Annotated in this window: 17 protein-coding genes; 5 read left to right on the top strand and 12 right to left on the bottom strand. The window is 68.1% G+C overall.

The annotated features are described in order from the left end of the window. Positions 1-75: 75 nt before the first annotated feature. Both FBY41_RS16155 and FBY41_RS16150 read right to left on the bottom strand, forming a co-directional pair. Positions 76-486, bottom strand: a complete 411-nt coding sequence (locus tag FBY41_RS16155; RefSeq protein ID WP_141845322.1) for a hypothetical protein — start codon at positions 484-486, stop codon at positions 76-78. A 202-nt stretch (positions 487-688) separates the two neighbouring features. Continuing rightward, a complete protein-coding gene (locus FBY41_RS16150; protein WP_141845321.1) occupies positions 689-1,063 on the bottom strand; it encodes a PRC-barrel domain containing protein in 375 nt (124 codons plus the stop codon). A gap of 210 nt (positions 1,064-1,273) precedes the next feature. On the opposite strand from FBY41_RS16150, the gene FBY41_RS16145 reads away from it, so the two are divergent. The 3 genes from FBY41_RS16145 to FBY41_RS16135 all read left to right on the top strand — a co-directional run bounded on the left by FBY41_RS16145 (position 1,274) and on the right by FBY41_RS16135 (position 3,837). Continuing rightward, positions 1,274-2,029 (top strand): histidine phosphatase family protein, encoded by a 756-nt coding sequence (locus FBY41_RS16145; RefSeq protein ID WP_260439841.1) that lies wholly within the window; start codon positions 1,274-1,276, stop codon positions 2,027-2,029. After that, positions 2,022-2,903, top strand: coding sequence for an NAD(P)H-hydrate dehydratase (locus FBY41_RS16140; protein WP_141845320.1), 882 nt, complete (start codon positions 2,022-2,024; stop codon positions 2,901-2,903). The genes FBY41_RS16145 and FBY41_RS16140 overlap by 8 nt, the downstream gene beginning before the upstream one ends. A 61-nt stretch (positions 2,904-2,964) precedes the next feature. Further along, positions 2,965-3,837: an MBL fold metallo-hydrolase gene (locus tag FBY41_RS16135; RefSeq protein ID WP_260439840.1), complete on the top strand. Its 873-nt coding sequence runs from the start codon at positions 2,965-2,967 to the stop codon at positions 3,835-3,837. Positions 3,838-4,415: 578 nt separating this feature from the next. Here FBY41_RS16135 and FBY41_RS16130 read toward each other — a convergent pair. The 6 genes from FBY41_RS16130 to FBY41_RS16105 all read right to left on the bottom strand — a co-directional run bounded on the left by FBY41_RS16130 (position 4,416) and on the right by FBY41_RS16105 (position 11,320). Then, complete coding sequence (locus FBY41_RS16130) at positions 4,416-4,985, bottom strand: hypothetical protein (RefSeq protein ID WP_311769418.1); 570 nt, start codon at positions 4,983-4,985, stop codon at positions 4,416-4,418. A gap of 110 nt (positions 4,986-5,095) precedes the next feature. Next, positions 5,096-5,578: a hypothetical protein gene (locus FBY41_RS16125; protein ID WP_141845318.1), complete on the bottom strand. Its 483-nt coding sequence runs from the start codon at positions 5,576-5,578 to the stop codon at positions 5,096-5,098. Further along, a complete protein-coding gene (locus FBY41_RS16120; protein WP_141845317.1) occupies positions 5,575-7,995 on the bottom strand; it encodes a molybdopterin oxidoreductase family protein in 2,421 nt (806 codons plus the stop codon). Before FBY41_RS16120 ends, FBY41_RS16125 begins: the two co-directional genes overlap by 4 nt. A gap of 262 nt (positions 7,996-8,257) precedes the next feature. Then, positions 8,258-9,181: a carbohydrate ABC transporter permease gene (locus FBY41_RS16115; RefSeq protein WP_141845316.1), complete on the bottom strand. Its 924-nt coding sequence runs from the start codon at positions 9,179-9,181 to the stop codon at positions 8,258-8,260. Next, complete coding sequence (locus FBY41_RS16110) at positions 9,178-10,101, bottom strand: carbohydrate ABC transporter permease (RefSeq protein ID WP_141845315.1); 924 nt, start codon at positions 10,099-10,101, stop codon at positions 9,178-9,180. The genes FBY41_RS16115 and FBY41_RS16110 overlap by 4 nt, the downstream gene beginning before the upstream one ends. Then, positions 10,094-11,320, bottom strand: a complete 1,227-nt coding sequence (locus FBY41_RS16105; protein ID WP_260439839.1) for an extracellular solute-binding protein — start codon at positions 11,318-11,320, stop codon at positions 10,094-10,096. The genes FBY41_RS16110 and FBY41_RS16105 overlap by 8 nt, the downstream gene beginning before the upstream one ends. An 803-nt stretch (positions 11,321-12,123) precedes the next feature. On the opposite strand from FBY41_RS16105, the gene FBY41_RS16100 reads away from it, so the two are divergent. After that, positions 12,124-12,906: a sigma-70 family RNA polymerase sigma factor gene (locus tag FBY41_RS16100; protein ID WP_185749119.1), complete on the top strand. Its 783-nt coding sequence runs from the start codon at positions 12,124-12,126 to the stop codon at positions 12,904-12,906. 59 nt (positions 12,907-12,965) lie between these two features. Here FBY41_RS16100 and FBY41_RS24285 read toward each other — a convergent pair whose 3' ends face one another. The 3 genes from FBY41_RS24285 to FBY41_RS16090 all read right to left on the bottom strand — a co-directional run bounded on the left by FBY41_RS24285 (position 12,966) and on the right by FBY41_RS16090 (position 14,345). After that, the gene (locus tag FBY41_RS24285) at positions 12,966-13,244 is read right to left on the bottom strand and encodes an ANTAR domain-containing protein (protein ID WP_375869891.1); all 279 of its coding nucleotides are present in this window, start codon (positions 13,242-13,244) and stop codon (positions 12,966-12,968) included. A 175-nt stretch (positions 13,245-13,419) separates the two neighbouring features. Beyond that, positions 13,420-13,698 carry a hypothetical protein gene (locus FBY41_RS23485; RefSeq protein ID WP_185749117.1) on the bottom strand — a complete coding sequence of 93 codons (279 nt, stop codon included), beginning with the start codon at positions 13,696-13,698 and terminating at the stop codon, positions 13,420-13,422. Positions 13,699-13,832: 134 nt separating this feature from the next. Beyond that, positions 13,833-14,345 carry an ANTAR domain-containing protein gene (locus FBY41_RS16090; protein WP_185749116.1) on the bottom strand — a complete coding sequence of 171 codons (513 nt, stop codon included), beginning with the start codon at positions 14,343-14,345 and terminating at the stop codon, positions 13,833-13,835. Between the two features lie 321 nt (positions 14,346-14,666). Here FBY41_RS16090 and FBY41_RS16085 point away from each other — a divergent pair, with 321 nt between their 5' ends. After that, complete coding sequence (locus tag FBY41_RS16085) at positions 14,667-15,134, top strand: helix-turn-helix transcriptional regulator (RefSeq protein WP_185749115.1); 468 nt, start codon at positions 14,667-14,669, stop codon at positions 15,132-15,134. 17 nt (positions 15,135-15,151) lie between these two features. Here FBY41_RS16085 and FBY41_RS16080 read toward each other — a convergent pair whose 3' ends face one another. Continuing rightward, complete coding sequence (locus FBY41_RS16080; protein ID WP_185749114.1) at positions 15,152-16,375, bottom strand: cytochrome P450; 1,224 nt, start codon at positions 16,373-16,375, stop codon at positions 15,152-15,154. Positions 16,376-16,473: the final 98 nt, after the last annotated feature.

The raw sequence follows: 16,473 nt of genomic DNA, 5'->3' as shown, positions 1-16,473 counted from the left end.
ACCAGCCCGACGGCGATGCAGTAGGTAAGACCCGCAGCAATGAAGACGAGGTAGCCGATGAACAGGGCCCGCACGTCAGCCTCCCTTGATATCGCACTCGTAGGGACCGTTGGGCTGTGGGGTGCAGCCCGCGGCGGTGACCCTCCAGCCCTTCTCGAAGCGCGCGAGGAAGACGGTGTCACCGTCCAGGCGCACGATGGCGTCGAGACCATAGACCTCCACCGCACGCAGCGCTCCTCCTGCGGGCGGATCCGCGGCGGTGAGGCCTCGGCCGCAGCTGCCAGACCCCTTCTCCAGCTCACTCGCCGTCTGCGGCGCGAGGAGGTGGCAGGCGGTGGCGGCGTCGGTCTGGGTGACGGAGCTGAACCGGACGGCCGCAGCGCCCGCGGCATCGCTTTCCGAGTTCCCCTGCGCGGAGCACCCGCTAAGCGCCGACGCGCCGACAAGGGCTGCGAGGAGGGCACCGGACAGTTGGTTTGCATGCACGACCCTCCCCTACCCCCGCGAACGGGCGTCGACGCACATCGGGACGGTCCGGCCCATCTCAGCGATCCAGCTTCAGCCACAGGTCAGCTCACCCCGGTGGTCACTCAAGAGACTGCTCCACCACCCGGGTCCGCAACCCAAGCAGAGGTATGCCGCCGGGTGAGCACCCGGCGGCATACCTCACTTCAGACGGGCCGGGCGGTCAGAGCTGGCCGCGCCCGTCGTAGGTCCCCCCGTAGTAGGTCCCCACCCGGTCGCGGTAGGAAGGATCGGACAGCTGGTCGTCGCCGAGCTCCGGCGAGGCCTTGATCTGCTCCTTCGTCCGGTCGACGTGGACGCTGTTGCCGTCCCAGTCGACCCGCTCGACCGTCCCGGCCGGCAGCATCACCTTGCGGCCGAAGATCCAAGGCCCGGTGTCGACGACGACGTAGCCGGCGCCGACGTCGCGGGTGGCGGCATCGATCTTGCCGATGTCCCCGTCCACGGCGTGAACCTTGAAGCCCGTCAGGTCTTCCTGACGCGCTGAGATCCCCGTGCTCTCCCGATAGTTCCAGGCGTCCCAGTTGTGGGTCGTCATGGTGTCTCCTCTCGTTCGAGTTGGTACTGCGCCCCCCTTTTACCCGTCTGCCCGGAGCCCAAACGCCTCGGCTCAGATCCCGCGACGAGCCGATTCCGCTCGGCGATCAGCACTCGCGCGGATGGGTAAGCGGGAGGTGATGCCGACGAGACGAGAGGGTGCCCGATGCCACTGACGGGGATGACGGGAGAGGTTGCGCAGCTTTTTCTCGTGCGCCACGGGCAGAGTCTGGGCAACGTCGCCAACGACGACGCGCACCGGAGCGGGCTGGAACGGCTCGACCTCGCCACCCGTGACGCCGACACGCCACTGTCGCCTGCGGGCGAGGACCAGGCGCGCGCTGTCGGCCAGCACCTGAAGGACCTGGCCTGGGACGACCGGCCCGAGGTGGTCCTCAGCTCGCCCTACGAGCGGGCGGCCCGCACGGCCGGGCTCGCTCTGGCACCCATCGGCGGGGATGTCATTCTGGACGAGCGCCTGCGCGAGCGCGACCTCGGCGCCTTCGACGGCCTGACCGGTGAGGGCATCCGAGCCGCATTCCCGGAGGAGGCCGAGCGCCGCTCTGTCACGGGCAAGTTCTACTACCGGCCGCCGGGCGGGGAGAGCTGGACCGACGTCGCGCTGCGCGTCCGCCAGATGCTGACCGAGCTGAGACAGGTCCACCCCGACCGCAGGGTGTGGATCTTCACGCACCAGGCCGTCATCATGAGCTTCCGCCTCGTGGTCGAGCGGATGGACGAGCAGCGCCTCCTCGGGATCGACCTCTCGGAGGCCCTCGCAAACTGCTCTCTGACGACGTATGTGCGGGAGCCCGACGGGCCGTTGCGGCTCGAGGCCTTCGGGTCCACGACGCACCTCGACCAGCTCGATGCCCCGACGACTCACGAGACGCCGCGGCACGGCCCCGGTGACCCGGGGGCCCGGGGCGCTGGTGGCACGGGAGAAGGAGCGCCTTCGGATGCCTGACAGGGAGCCGGTCACCCTCACCACTGCCGTGCTGCGCGAGTGGCCGCTGCCCCGGCCGGGGGGTGACAAGCACGCGCGCGGCACCGCCCTCGTCGTGGGCGGCGGCCGGCAGACTCCGGGAGCCGTGCTGCTCGCCGCCGAGGCGGCCTTGCGTCTCGGCGCGGGCAAGGTGCAGATCGCCACGGCCGCCTCGACAGCGGCGCACGTGGCCGTGACCCTGCCGGAGGCGTACGTCGAGGCGCTGCCCGAGTCACGAAAGGGCGAGCTGCTCCCCGCCGGCGGCGCCCGCATCCTCGAGCTGGCCTCGGATGCCAAGGCCGTGCTCATCGGCCCCGGCCTCGCCGACCCGCTCGCGAGCGCGTTGCTGCTCGGCGAGGTCGTGCCCCACCTCGACTGCACTCTCGTGCTCGACGCGCTCGCGACCGCCTACCTGACACCCGACCTGCGTCGCGTCTCGCACCTCTCGGGTCGAGTCCTGCTCACCCCGAACGTCTCCGAGCTGGCCGCCACCCTCGGGGCTGACGTGGACGGGGTGCGCGGCGACCCCCAGGGTGCAGCTCGCGCCCTGGCCCGAGAGACACGCGCCACCGTCCTCAGCGGCGACGAGACGTCGCACGTCGTGACACCGGATGGACGCTGCTGGACCACGGAGTCCGGGCCACGCTCCCTCGCGACTGCCGGCTCGGGCGACGTCAAGGCCGGAGCCGTCGTGGCGTTCTGCGCCCGAGGCGCTCCCGCCGAGCAGGCCGCGGCGTGGGCAGCCCACTGCCACGGCGTCGCCGGTGAACGGCTGGCCAGTCGTCTTCCCGGCTTCCTGGCCCGGGACATCGTGGGCGAGCTGCCGTCGGCCCTCGCTTCGATCGAGGCCGGCTGACCGTTTGAGCCCAGCCATCTCGGGGAAGGGAAGGAGCAGCGGTCGACCGGGAGGTGGCACAGTGGTTGAGATAGAGCGGCGAGCCTTCGGCCTGCAGCACGGGTCGTCGAGGCCCGCTGACGCCGCCCTCACCTTCATCGGAACGGCGACCACGCTCCTCGAGCTGGGCAGCTTCACCCTCCTGACTGACCCCAACTTCCTGCACCGCGGACAGCGGGCCTACCTGGGCAAGGCATTGTGGTCGCGGCGCGTCACGGAGCCCGCCCTGTCGCCGTCCGACCTGCCGCCCCTGGACGCCGTGCTGCTCTCGCACCTCCACGGGGACCACTTCGACCGCGTCGCGCGGGCCGAGCTCGACCGCTCGGCGCCCGTCCTGACCACTCCGGCCGCGGCACGCCGTCTGCACAGCTGGGGCTTCGACACCGAGGGCCTGCAGCCCTGGCAGGAAATCGTCCTTCACCGTGGCGGCGAATCGCTCACCATCACGTCGGTGCCCGCCGTCCATGCGCGAGGAGCATTGCGGTCACTGCTCCCTCCCGTGATGGGCACCGTCCTCGAACACACTGCCGACGGCCATCGGCGACGGGTCTACGTCAGTGGCGACACCTTGACAGGGCCGCACCTCAACGAGATCCACGCCCGCTACCCCGACATCGACACCGCTATCGTCCACCTCGGCGGCACCCGCATCCTGCTGCACACAGTGACCATGGACGCCGACCAGGGCGTGGACTTCCTCGACCGCATCCGTCCGCACGAGTCGGTGCCCGTTCACCACAGCGACTACCCCGTCTTCCGGTCGCGCGTCTGGGACTTCGTGAGGGCCGCGCATAGGGCGGGCCACGACCGCGTCCGGGTGGTCAAGGCGGGGCAGCGAATCGACCTGTGCTCGCGGCCCGCAGCGGCCGGGCGTCCATCGGCAACCTCCGCATGACCTTCGCCCGTCTGCCGTCCGGCCCGCCCTACGGCGGCTCTGGCCTACGAGCGTTTCGAGGACGTGCCCACAGACGTGTTCCGGGCCGCTCCGAGGCCATGTTGAGTGGACCGTGCATGTGGCGCGGGCCGCCCTGAGGTGCTTCCACGCACACGGAGACCGCGGGTCCCTCGCCGTCGTGGGCTCGCTCCTCGGCAACATCGCAGCTCCGTTCATGAGCACCTACGTCACGTCGAGCGGTGCACGGCCTCGCGAGGACGCTGCAGGTCGAGGCCCGCGCCACCCCGGGCATCTCCGTCTCCCACGTGTCACCGGGCGGGGTGGACACGCCCGCTACGGACAGGCCGGGAGCTATCTCGGCGTCCACGGCCGGCCCCCAGACCGCATCTCGTCGCCCGATTGGGTGGCGCAGGCGGTCGTGAGATCGATCGAGCAGCCCTCACGCGAAAGGTCAGTCGACTTGGCCAATCCCCTTGTCGTTCGGCTCTTGTGACGTATGCGTGGGCCTGCGCAGCGGACCCGGGGGGGCACTATGGCGTCGTATCAGCTGCGGAGACACGTGTCCCAGGGGATCTCGACTACAACTGCTGGCGGACCCCGGCTTCTCGCCCCACTGAGCCTAGCTGCACCTGAGCCGGCGCAGTCATGGTGTCGGCACCCATGGCCCGACGACCGACAGGGAGCACGCTCGCGTGGCGTACGTCCTCGAGCTCGAAGGCCAGAGCCGCATACGCGGCGACGGCGCCGAGCACCACGCCGGTCCACCCGGCGACGGTGAACCACGCTGGCGCCCCGGTCAGCTGGGCGAGGCCCGTTAGCGCGAAACGCGCTGCACTCAGGCCCATCACGACCATTCCGGCCAGCTTGCTCGACGCGGCAGCGGTCGGCACGAGCATGGCGACCGCTGAGCACAGCAGGAGAACCCCGAGTCCGAGAGAACGCGTGCCGGGCGGGGAGCTGAGGAGGGCGAGCGCGACTCCGGCCCAGGTGCCGGCGAGGATGCCCATGCCCGTGCCGGCGACCGGGTCGCGTGCGAGAAAACCCAGCACGCAGGCGATGAGCTGCAGCGGCACCGTGAGTCCGAGGATGCCCAGCGCGACCACCCGGCCATCCGACGGCGCGAGCACCTGGAGTTGGAGCATGGCCACGGCGAAGGTCGCTACCGTGAGAGCCAGGAAGCCAAGTGGCAGAGGATTGCCGAGCGGGCGAACGACGATCCGGACTCCTGGGTCCGCGCCCGGCCGTTCCTCGACGACACTCATACGACCAGCGCCTGGGTCGAGGACTCCTTGATCTTGGAGTTCGCCCACGTGGCCTGCCTCTTCGTCTCCGGCTGACACTTCTCAGCCAGCTCGAGGAGCTCCTCGTCGACGATGGCCTGCGCAGCCTGCCCGATCATCTCCCAGTCCGTGAGCACCGAGGATGCTCGCAGGTAGACCTCTCGCAGGTCGCGCACCATGACCAGCTCGACCTCGGCAGAGCGTCCACTGCGCTCGGAGAGCCATCGCCGGGCACTGTCGACCACCGGGACGGAGTCGGCGGGCTCAGGGTCGAGTTGCTCATCGAACCTCGCTGCGATCGCAGCGAGGTCGCGCACGTGCCTCCTGGACCAGGCCGCGAGGTCGTGCCCGAGATGGAAGAACTCGTGGTCGGCCCGGTGCTTGTCGGCCAGCCGCAGCAGTGCTCGGGCGAGCTCGACCTCGTCGTGGTGCAGGTCTCTGAGAACCATCCCGATCTTCATCGGACCCCTCCTCTGGTGGTCGCTGACGCATTGTCGGAGACGGGTGCGGACGCCGTCGTCGTGGGCGCCGGCGAAGGGATACCCTCTGCTGCAGCGACCTTGCGGACCGCGCAGGCTGCAGTCTTGAAGATCGGTTGCTTGGAGGCGGGGTCCCAGTCGGTGAGGGTGAGCTCGTTGGCCGCTCGGCCGTGGTCGCCCGGTTGCCGACCGTCCGGGGTGTCCCAGTAGCCGTAGTGGAAGGGCAGGAACACGACCCCGGGTCGTATGCCGCTCACGCGCACGCGCGCCTGCACCTCCCCCCGCGGGGTCCGCACCTCCGCGAGGTCTCCCTCGTCGAGGCCGTACGTCGCGGCGTCGTAGGCCGAGACCTCGACCCAGACCTCGGGGGCGGCCGCCTGCAGCTCTGGGGCGCGGGCGGTCCGGGTGCGGGTGTGGAAGTGGTAGACGGTGCGGCCGGTGATGAGCTGGAGCGGGTGGTCGACGTCGGGCAGCTCGTGCGCCGGGCGGTAGTCGGCCGCCTTGATGACGGCCCGTCCTTCGGGGTTGAGCGCGCGGTACTCCTGCTCCTCCAGTGGCGCACCGGTCTCGAGGTCGCGACCGTACGACTCGCAGTCGTCAGGCGACGCGCGGAAGATGCCATCGGCATAAAGCCGCTCGGTGCCGTCGGGGCTCTCGTCGGTGCACGGCCACTGGATGCCACCGCCACCACGCAGCTTCTCGTAGCTCAGGCCGCTGTAGTCGCACAGCCGGCCCCGACTGCACTCGCGCCAGGCGTCGAACGCCTCCTCCGGGGTGGACCACGGGACGAGGGGCTGACCGTCCTTGTCCTGCAGGCCCATTCGGCGGGCGAAGTCCACGAAGATGTCCAGATCCGAGCGTGCCTCGCCCGGCGGCTCCACCGCCTTCTCTGAGAGGTGCACGGTGCGGTCCGCGTTCGTGAACGTTCCCGTCTTCTCTCCCCACGTGGCGGCGGGCAGGACGACATCGGCCAGCTCGGTCGTCTCCGTGGGAAAGATGTCCTGCACGACGAGGAAGAGTCGCTCCTGAGACAGGATCGAACGCATCCGGGCGAGCTCAGGCATCGACACGGCAGGGTTGGTGGCCGAGACCCAGAGGAGCCGTATCGAACCGTCCTCGACGTAGCGCATGATCTGCATCGCGTGAGTTGGGGGCGTGGCGTGCGGAATCTGCTTCGGCTCGACGTTCCAGTGCCGTGCGAGCTCGGCCACGTGCGACGGGTTGTTCCAGTTGCGGAAGCCCGCCATGTCACCGTCGGCACCGCACTCCCGGGTGTTCTGGGCGGTGGGCTGTCCGTTCATCTGGAGGATGCCGCACCCGGGGCGGCCGATCATCCCGCGCAGCAGGTGCAGGTTGTTGACCTGAACGGCAGCGGCCGTCGCCTGGTGCGACTGGTAGAAGCCCTGCAGGACGGTCGACAGCAGCGCCTCCGCTTCGCCGACGAGGGCAGCCGCCGCTCGGATGTCGATCGCCGGTACGTCGCAGATGGGGCTGACGAACTCCGGCGAGTAGCGGGCCACGAGCTTCTCGAGGTCCTCGTAACCCACCGTGTGCGCCTGCACCCACTCCTCGTCGACGTTGCCGGAGGCGATGACCTCGTGGAGCAAGGCGTTCATGAGCGCGACGTTCGTGCCTGGACGCGGAGCGAGGTGGATCGTGGCGGCCCGGGCAACCGGCGTCGGCCGCGGGTCGACGCACAGCACCGCCGGAGGGTCGTCACCGGCCAGACGGTCGAGCATCCGCATCCACAGCACCGTCTGGGTCTCGGCGACGTTGTGCCCGAAGAGCGCGATGACGTCCGCGTGGTCGACGTCGGCGTAGGAGCCGGGCTGCCCGTCACACCCAAAGGACTCCTTGAGGGCCTCGGCGGCCGTCGCCGTGCACAGACGCGTGTTGCCGTCGACATGATTCGTGCGGATGCCGCCGTGCGCGACCAGGCCGAGCGTGTAGTACTCCTCAAGGGAGAGCTGCCCCGTCGTGTAGAAGCCGACAGCACTGGGCCCCTGCTCGTCGAGCAGCTCCCGGGTCCGGCGCACGACGAGCCCCATCGCCTCGTCCCACGACGCCTCGACGAGGCGGCCGTCTCGCCTGATGAGCGGCTGAGTCAGGCGGTCAGGTGACTGGATCGCCTGCCACCCGAAGAGGTCCTTGGGGCCGAGCCGGCCGCGGTTGACCCGGTCACTCCTGCCCCGCACCCCGACGATCCGGCCGTCGCGCACCGCGAGGTCGTAGGCGTCGCCGTTGGAGTGCAGCGTCGAAGCGGTCTGCACCCACCTGTCGACGTCGTGCTCGCTCACCCCAGAGGCGAGATGCTGGTCGACCCGCACCGGCCAGGATCCCCCGCGGGGGTACGGCGAGCGGTCACCCCAGATGTCGGTGATCCGGTTCTCGGTCGGCATGGGCGTCCTCCCTCTCAGGCGTGCGCCGTCGGCGAGCGGTCACGTGACACGGATCAACGAGTCGAGATCCGTCACGGCCCCCTTACCCTCGTCGGCGCGGACTAACGCCCGATGGGCCACGTCACCAGGGGGTGCCTGCGTCGCTCTAAGCGGCACACACTGATGGCAAGACGCCCGACGCCATGGGAGGGAGGGCATGCCCGTCACGGCACCGCTCGTGCGGAACGAACGCAGCCTCACCGGCTGGGCCATCAGCTCCCGCTCAACCCTGCTTCGCCGTCGTGGCGAGGCCCTCCATGAAGTAACGCTGGCCCACGGCGAACACGATGATCATCGGCAGCGTGGCGACAAGCGTGGCCGCCATCGCGATCTCCCAGTGGTACTCACCCGAGAGCGCGAAGCCGTCGACGATCTGCTTGAGGCCGCGGGGCATCGTGAAGTACTCCTCTGACTGCAGGTAGATGAGGGGCTTAAGCAGGTCGGACCAGCTCGCCTGCAGCTCGAAGATGAAGACGATGATGAGGGCCGGCCGGCAGAGCGGGAGGGCAATGCGCCAGAAGAGTCCGACGTTGCTGCACCCGTCGATGCGGGCCGCCTGGAAGAGCTCCCTGGGGATGCCGAGGAAGAACTGCCGCATGAGGAAGATGTAGAACGCCGAGCCGAAGAGGTTGTTCGCCCACAGGGGCACCTGCGTGTTGACGAGACCGAGCTGGTGCCAGATGAGGTAGACGGGGATCATCGTCACCGCCCCGGGCAGCATCATCGTCGCGAGCACGAGCCCGAAGAGGACGCCGCGCAGTCGGAAGCGGAAGTAGGCGAACCCGAACGCGACGAAGGCACTGGACAGCGTGACGGTCAGGGCGGCCATGAGCGAGACGAGCCCGGAGTTCATCAGCCAGCGCAATACGGGCCCTGCATCCCACACTTCGACGAAGTTCGACCACTGCACGGTCTCCGGCACCAGCCGGTTGTCGAAGACCTGGCTCTTGGGCTTGAGCGACGCGCTGACGAGCCAGACGAGCGGATACGCGAAGGCGATGCTCGCCGCCAGCAACAGCACCCAGCGGCCCGCGAGGCCCACCGTGAGACGACGCCTCTGGGGCCGGCGTCGCACCTCGAGGTCCGATGCGTCGGGAGGCGGTGGAGTCTCAATACTCGGCAGGCCCGTTCTCGTCTCGATGCTCATCGGGTCGACCCTCCTTCGTAGTAGACGAAGCGGTTGCCAACCCGCACCTGGATGACCGTGATGACGAGGATGATGAGGAAGAGCACCCAGGCCATGGCCGAGGCGAAGCCCATCTTGAAGAACTGGAATCCGTTCTGGAAGAGATAGACCATGTAGACGAGCGACTCGTCGGATGCCGTGGCCTTCTGCTGCGGCCCGTAGAACATCGTGTAGGCCTGGTCGAACATCTGCATGGCCGCGATCGTGTGGGTGATCACCGTGAAGAAGAGGGCCCCGGAGATCATGGGCAGCGTGATGCTGACGAAGCGGCGCACCGGCCCGGCGCCGTCGAGCAGGGCCGCCTCGTAGAGCTGCTTCGGCACGTTGTTGAGTGCAGCGAGGTAGATGATGATGCTGCCGCCGACGGTCCAGAGGCTGACGAGGGCGAGCGACGGCTTGAGCCACGCAGGGTCGGTGGTCCAGTCCGGACCGGTGATGCCGACCCAGCCGAGCACCTCGTTGACGAGTCCCCTCTGTCCGTTGAGCAGCAGGAGGAACATCGCTCCCGCTGCGACGGCCGGCGTCATGACGGGCAGGTAGAAGACGCTGCGGAAGAAGCCAGAGGCCCGTCCGACCTTAGTGAGGAGCATGGCCAGCGCGAGCGCGACGACGGTGCCCAGCGGCACGAAGAGGGCGGCATACACGAAGGTGTTGGACAGTGACGTCGCGACCTTCGGGTCCTGCACGAGCTGCTCGTAGTTGACCAGACCCACTGGCTTCGTGTCGCCGACGAGGGAGTAGTCGGTGAAGGAGAGCCACAGGCTCGCGATCATCGGGCCCGCGGTGAAGACGAGGAAGCCGATGAGCCACGGCGCGATGAAGAGGTAGGCCGAACGCGCCTCACGACGCTGCAGTCTGCCCCCCGCAACTCGCCTAGCCATTGCCGTTCGCCTTGCTGAAGGCCGCCTCCGCCTCCTTCTGCGCCTGGTCGAGGGCCTGCTGCGCGGGCTGGCCCGCGAGGGCACGTGCGGCCGCGCTCTTCCACGCCGCGTCGATCTCCGCACCGGCCGGCGAGGGGTTCAGCGCCGTCGCGGTGTCGAGGGTGGCGTAGTAGCTCTCGATCGCCTGCTTGAACCCCGGGTCGGGAGCATCCGTGAGATACGTCGACCGGATGCGCTCGTCGGCGACCTTGTTGGCGGTGAAGAGACCCGTGAAGAAGCTCTTGTCCTTCTTCACCTTGGCCATGCGGGCTTCGGCAGCCGTCATCCACGTCGCAGTGTCCGTCATCGTCTTCGCCCAGGCACACGCTGCCACCGGGTTCTTCGCGCCCTTGGGGATGGCCCACGCGCTGCCGCCGACCATGCTGATGGGCTTGCCCTCGTGGTCGGTGAACGGTGCCGCGTCGAGCTGGAGCCCCTTGGGGATGAAGTCACGCAGCACGTTGACGTACCAGTTCTCCATGGGGAACGCGACGACGGTCCCCGCCGACAGAGGGTTCTGCTCGCCGAAGATGTCGTAGGCGTCGCGGAACGACTTGAACTTCGTCCACCCGCCCTGGTCGTTGACGAGGCCGACGGTGTAGCTCAGCGCCTCGACCGCCTTGGGATCGTTGAGGTTCGGCGCGCCGTCGTCCTTGATGAGGGTCGCCCCGTTGGCCGTCGCCCACAGCGGGAACATCTCGGGAAGCTTGGGGTCGAAGCCGATTCGCTGGATCTTGTTGCCGTCCTGCTTGAAGAGCTTCCCCGCCGTCGCCTTCAGCGCAGGCCAGTCCTTCGTCTGGATGTCCTTGGCCCCCAGACCCGCCGCCGCAAGCGACTTGCCGTCCACCAGGTTGGTCGTGACGACGTAGAACTCCGGTATGCCGTAGAGCTTGCCGCCCAGCGTCACCGACTTCAGCGCCGCTTCCCGGTACTGGGAGGTGTTGATGGACTGACCGGACACACAAGCCTCCAACGGCTGCACCGCGCCCTTCTTCGCATAGGTGCCGATGAGGTTGCGGTCCATGTAGACGAGGTCCGGTGGATTCGAGCTGGCGAGCGCGGTCAGGAACTGCTGGGCGTCGAACTCCCCCTTGCTGTTGCTGACGCTCACGTCGGTGTATGCCGCCTTGAACGCGTTCACTCGAGCCTGAGCAACTTCGTCCTCCCCGCCGAAGCCCATGATTCGCAACGTGCCCGAGGGTTTGCCCGAGAAGCCTGAGGCTCCTTGCGACGGCGCAGCGCCGCCCGAGCCCCCCACCCCAGCGCACCCTCCAACCATCCCGCACACCAGTACCAACGTCATGACTCGACCCGCGACCATCGATCCCATCGTCATCTCCTGTCTGGGGCGCGAGGGGCGCCGTCGGAACGCACCTACCCACGCTTAGATCGTCGAAACGCTTTCACAGCAAAGCGATTCGAGGGTGCTGCGCGTTAGCTTCACCGTGCGGCGGGTATCGCCCTTTCATGGGAACGTCGATTCGAGCTCTGATCTCCGAGCTGGCCCAGGTGGAAGACGCGCTTCGTCACGCCACGCTCCACTCTCGGGCGGGCACTATCCCGGGCAGCGGGCAATCTGCGGCCGTTGCTGATCTCAGACGACGTGAGAAGCAGTTGGTGGAGGAACTGCACCAGCAAGCGGAAACGGGGATGAATTCGTCTGGGGACCAGCTTGATCCGTGAGGGCACCCGGCTGTCGAGGGCGCGTTACCAGCGCGGTGCGCCAAGGATCGTGTCTCATCCCCTGCCACTTCGTTTTTCGGCTTTCCACCCGAGCGCTTCGATGGGACGGTGGAGGATCCGAGCGGTCCAACCTGCGTGCCGGCTCTGTCTCATAGATGAGGACGGAGGAGCGGCATGCCTGCTCACGCTGGGTCCACTGTTGTCCGGGCGGTGTCGCCCACGCCAACCCCCACCACCTGCCCCGCGACCAGCCCAACCACCGACCGCTCGAGGAGCTGGTGCACATCTCGCGGGGAGCGGATGCGCATCCACCAGGAGCGGGACGCTCGCACCAGCACGCTGCTGGCCGCGTTGGCCGGCGACATCGATCTTGACAGCCCGGAGGGCCACCACCTCGTGGAACAGGTCTTTGTCCTGCACCTCGACCTGTGTGATGCCCTGGCTCGGCGCTACTTCAACCGGGGCATCGAGCGAGACGACTTGCTGCAGGTTGCTCGGTTGGGCCTGCTGAAGGCGATCCGTCGCTACAGCCCGGAAGAAGGCAAGAACTTCGCGGGCTTCGCGGTGCCGACGATCACCGGCGAGCTGAAGCGCCACTTTCGGGATCTCGGCTGGGTCGTGCGGCCGTCACGCCGGGTACAGGAGTTGCGCTTCTCGCTGCGTCAGACTCGCGAGGTGATGACGCATGAGCTCCAACGCGCGCCGACACGCGCCGAGCTCGCTACATGCCTTGGGGTCGCGGTGACTGACGTGAGCCATGCCGACGAAGCCGACTCGAGCTTCCGACCAGCGTCCATTGATCAGCCGAGCTCGACGGCCGAGCACAACCCCCTGACGGACGCGGTTTGCGTGAGCGATCGTGCGCTCGAGGCCGTGTGCGACCACGTCGACCTGCGCCGTGCCCTCGAGGGCTTGTCGTCGGAAGCGCGCCGTGTCCTGCAGCTGAGGTTCGTCGAGGATCGCAGTCAACGCGACATCGCCGACGAGATCGGGGCGACACAGATGCAGGTGTCGCGAATGCTGGGAAGGATCCTGCGGCAGCTGCGGTCCGAGCTCGAGGAGGCATCGACGATTGCCAGTTGAGCGGGTCCAAGAGATTTGGCGCATGCCGTTACGCGTGTCTCTGTGTTGCTCAGGTTGCGTCACGGCCGTGGAGTGTCAGCGCTGGAGGCGGGCACAGCGGCACCCCGGACGCCCGTACGGAGCAGCTCGTCCGCGACATCCCCGATTCTTCGGCGGCTGTTGCGAGTTGTGGAGCGCAACAGTGCGAAGGCTTGCGACTGACCCAGGTGCCGCCGCGCCATGAGGAAGCCCACTGCGCGTTCGATCGGAGCCCGGTGCTCGATGGCATAGGTCAACTGAGCGGCAAGCTCGCCGGCGTGCTCGGCTGCGACGGAGGCCCGTATGAGTTGGGCTGCCACGTCGGCGAAGCCGAGCAATCCCGCCGTGACGTCGGTTCCCCATCTCGTTGGTGCAGACCGATAGAGGTTGAGCGTCCCGATGGGGCTGTCGTCGAGGAGGATGGGCTGGGCGACGACGCCGCGTATCCCTGAGCCGCCCAAAGCGGCCCGCAGCCTGATGAGGGATGGTGGAAGGTTAAGTGCCGATTGCTGGCCACCGGCGGTCGCCTGCGAGGTCCTGGACGGTGACCGGTTGCTGCCCTGTGAAACTGTCGATGCTTGGGCTTTCGTTCGCCTCAAGCTGCCTGTGTTCGAGACGCCGTCCGATGTCATCGGTGGCAACGACGTAACGCAGCGAACCCATGTCATCGGTCAGCATGATGCCGGCGCCGTCCACAGCGAAAAGGTCGAGGCAGGCCTGCGCCACCCTGTCCAGTTTCGGCGACAGCATGGCGCCCTTCGCGTCCTGGGACACGGCCGCGAGCCTGGCTGCGAGTGCCGCCGCATCGACGGGCAGGCTCGACGCGACTGGTCCTGCGTCACTGCTGGTCCACAGATTGCTTCCTGTCATCCCGACCTTGTACCCCGGCTCGCCGGCCCGAGACGTGCCTAGTGACCCTTGCCGTTCGGTAAAGCACCGGTCTCGAGGACGTCCGCTGCCACTTCTCGAAGTTTGCGGTTGCGCGTCTGGCTGCAGTCGAGGAGAAGCGCATACGCCTCGTCGTAGGTCAGTTGCCTCAGTGCCATCAGAATCCCGACCGCCGCAGCGATGACCCTGTTGGTCATGAGGGCCACGCGGAGATGGTCGCGCTCGCGGCGCAGGAAGACGGCGCGGTCCACGAGCCTGAGCACCGGCGGCGCGGCTCCGTCCACGACCGCCAACGCACGCGCGACCGCATCTCGTGACTCCCGAAGTGCGTCATCTGCCTCGGACCAACCCATCTGGGGGTCGACCTGAGGCTGTGGCTCCTCGAGCTCGGCAAGCAGGCGGTCGACTGCCTCCAGGGCCCCGTCGGCGACAGCGAGCGACGCGTGCCCTGAAAGCGAGATTGTGACTTGAGGTGCGCGATCGCGTCCGCCGGGCGCCACAGCGCCATCAGCGGCCCGATCATCACCCGTCACGGGGTTCGCTCGAACATGGATGTCTCCGATCCTGGGCACACCTCTCACGGAGGCGGAGTCAGGACCGCGGACACAGGGCGGCCTTCGAGTGGATGAGCGCATTCACGACGCGCTCCAGACGACCCTAGGCGACGAGCAACGTGGCGGCAAAGCGACACGACACCCCGCGAGATGCGGATTCGCCCACGTGGCGGCCGCGCCGCCGTCAGCAAGCTTCGGAAAGGGGTACACACACCGCGACGACAGGACGTCAGACCCCGGCGGCCCTGTCTCCCTCTCTGGTGGCCATCAGCCGACTCGGGTGGCGCGAACGGATTTGTCATGAAGAACCCAAGCCCAATCACGTGTCAACCCCGACGGGACCTGGTGTCCACGGCACACGAGTGCCAGACGTCGGCCAGCGAGCATGCCAACGAGACGGACGTGAACCGGGGCCGCGGCGTGGAGTCCGACACCATGGTTCGGGCTCTGGACTTCATCGAGAACCACTGTGCCCAACCACTGTCACTAACCGACGTCGCAGAGGCGGCGGGCGTGACGCCCAGAGGGCTGCAGTACGCCTTCCGGAGGATGCTTGGCACGACCCCGATGGAGTACCTGCGAGGGGTTCGGCTCGACAGGGCTGCTCGCGAGCTCTCGCTCGGGGATCCTGACAGGGCCCTGACGGTCACCGAGACTGCGATGCGATGGGGCTTCTACCACCCGGGTCGGTTCGCAGCCGCCTACCTCGAACGATTCGGCGAGGCACCGCACGAGACCTTGACGGCCAGCCGAGAGAGTGCCGACTGACCTGCTGTCGACCTGGCTCAGATTGAGCCACCGCTCGCCGACTCAGACTCCCTCGCCACTGCCCGCTGAGACCCTCCACCGGAAGGTCGCGACCTCGGGGCAGTCATGACCGCTCCCGACCGCGGCCGTGCTGGCACGTGCGTCCAGCTCCAGCCTGCATCTTGACCGGCGACAAGGGCGACACCTTCATGAGCAAGGCGCGCGCACGTGAGGGCCAGGAGACCCACCGACACCATCTCACCAGGACAGCGGTGCCCGCTCTCCGGCCGCCCACCGCCCTGAGGAACGAAGCTGTCGTCCCACTCGGCCCCGGTACCGAGGAAACGAGAGGGATCGAAGGTGTTGGGTTGGGGCCATTCGGACGGGTCATGGTCGGTGGCCATGACGTCGAGCAGGACACGCCTACCGGCAGGGATGTAACAGCCCTCGAATTCTGTGTCGCGGGTGGTGATGGCCGCAAGCGCCGGGACGAAGGGATACAGCCGTCGTATCTCCTGGGCGAAGGCGACCGCCAGGGGTCCCCCGACGACAGTAAGGCGCTCGCCGGCCTCGGTGGCGAGGCTAGCGCGCCAGTCCTCGTGGAGCTGAAGTGCGATTGCCGCGAACGATGCGAAGCGGGCCACCGCGACGGTCGGGCGCAGGACGTTGAGCAACTCGACGCCCGCGGTGCGGGGGTCGAGGAGGGCGTCGTTCGTACCGCGGTGAAGGCTGATGCGTTCGAGCACGGACCCTTGGGGAGCGAACCGGCGTCCGTCCCGGACCTCCCGAACCAGCTGAGTGGCCCACCGGTCACAGGCAATGCGAGCCCGCCACGCGCGAGCGTAGGGCCATCCGGGGGTCGCGAAGTCCTCGACGATCGTCGCCATGTCCTCGGCCCTTCGGACCTCGTCGTCCGGCGACACGTTGATGCCGGCCCAGCGGATCACCGCTCGACCGTAGACGCGGGTCGCGGTGGGGTAGACAACTCCCCGGCCGGCGAGCTGCCACTGCTCCAGCTCGTCAGCGAGGAGGTCATCGGCGAGATGGAGCAGTGAAGCGACGCGTCCTTCGTCCATCAAGAGGGATACGAACAGCGACTTTCTCTGCCTGTGGGCATCACCGTCGAGGCTGTGAACGGCCCCGCGTCCGAAGAGCGGCAGCGCGATGGCGGGCGGCATCGCCCCGGCCCGTTTCATGATGGACTGGTCGTAGAAGAGCCGCACGCCGGCAGCTCCGCCGACGACGGTGGCACGACGCCCCATGAGCCGGACCGTGGTGGAGTATCGATCACGAGGCCCTGCGCGCCGGCCTTTTCTTCGTCGGGCCCACGCGGTGAAGAGGTAGCCGCGACGCATGAGAT

Source organism: Humibacillus xanthopallidus (assembly GCF_006716675.1).
GTDB lineage: Bacteria > Actinomycetota > Actinomycetes > Actinomycetales > Dermatophilaceae > Humibacillus > Humibacillus xanthopallidus_B.
This window is presented reverse-complemented; position numbering and strand designations above follow the sequence as displayed.

Coding starts and splice junctions, on each gene's coding strand:
- FBY41_RS16150 (WP_141845321.1), bottom strand. CDS start 1,063: ATGACGACCCACAACTGGGACGCCTGGAACTATCGGGAGAGCACGGGG.
- FBY41_RS16140 (WP_141845320.1), top strand. CDS start 2,022: ATGCCTGACAGGGAGCCGGTCACCCTCACCACTGCCGTGCTGCGCGAG.
- FBY41_RS16125 (WP_141845318.1), bottom strand. CDS start 5,578: ATGAAGATCGGGATGGTTCTCAGAGACCTGCACCACGACGAGGTCGAG.
- FBY41_RS16120 (WP_141845317.1), bottom strand. CDS start 7,995: ATGCCGACCGAGAACCGGATCACCGACATCTGGGGTGACCGCTCGCCG.
- FBY41_RS16115 (WP_141845316.1), bottom strand. CDS start 9,181: ATGAGCATCGAGACGAGAACGGGCCTGCCGAGTATTGAGACTCCACCG.
- FBY41_RS16110 (WP_141845315.1), bottom strand. CDS start 10,101: ATGGCTAGGCGAGTTGCGGGGGGCAGACTGCAGCGTCGTGAGGCGCGT.
- FBY41_RS16105 (WP_260439839.1), bottom strand. CDS start 11,320: ATGGGCTTCGGCGGGGAGGACGAAGTTGCTCAGGCTCGAGTGAACGCG.
- FBY41_RS16100 (WP_185749119.1), top strand. CDS start 12,124: ATGCGCATCCACCAGGAGCGGGACGCTCGCACCAGCACGCTGCTGGCC.
- FBY41_RS16085 (WP_185749115.1), top strand. CDS start 14,667: ATGAAGAACCCAAGCCCAATCACGTGTCAACCCCGACGGGACCTGGTG.
- FBY41_RS16080 (WP_185749114.1), bottom strand. CDS start 16,375: ATGGGGCGTCGTGCCACCGTCGTCGGCGGAGCTGCCGGCGTGCGGCTC.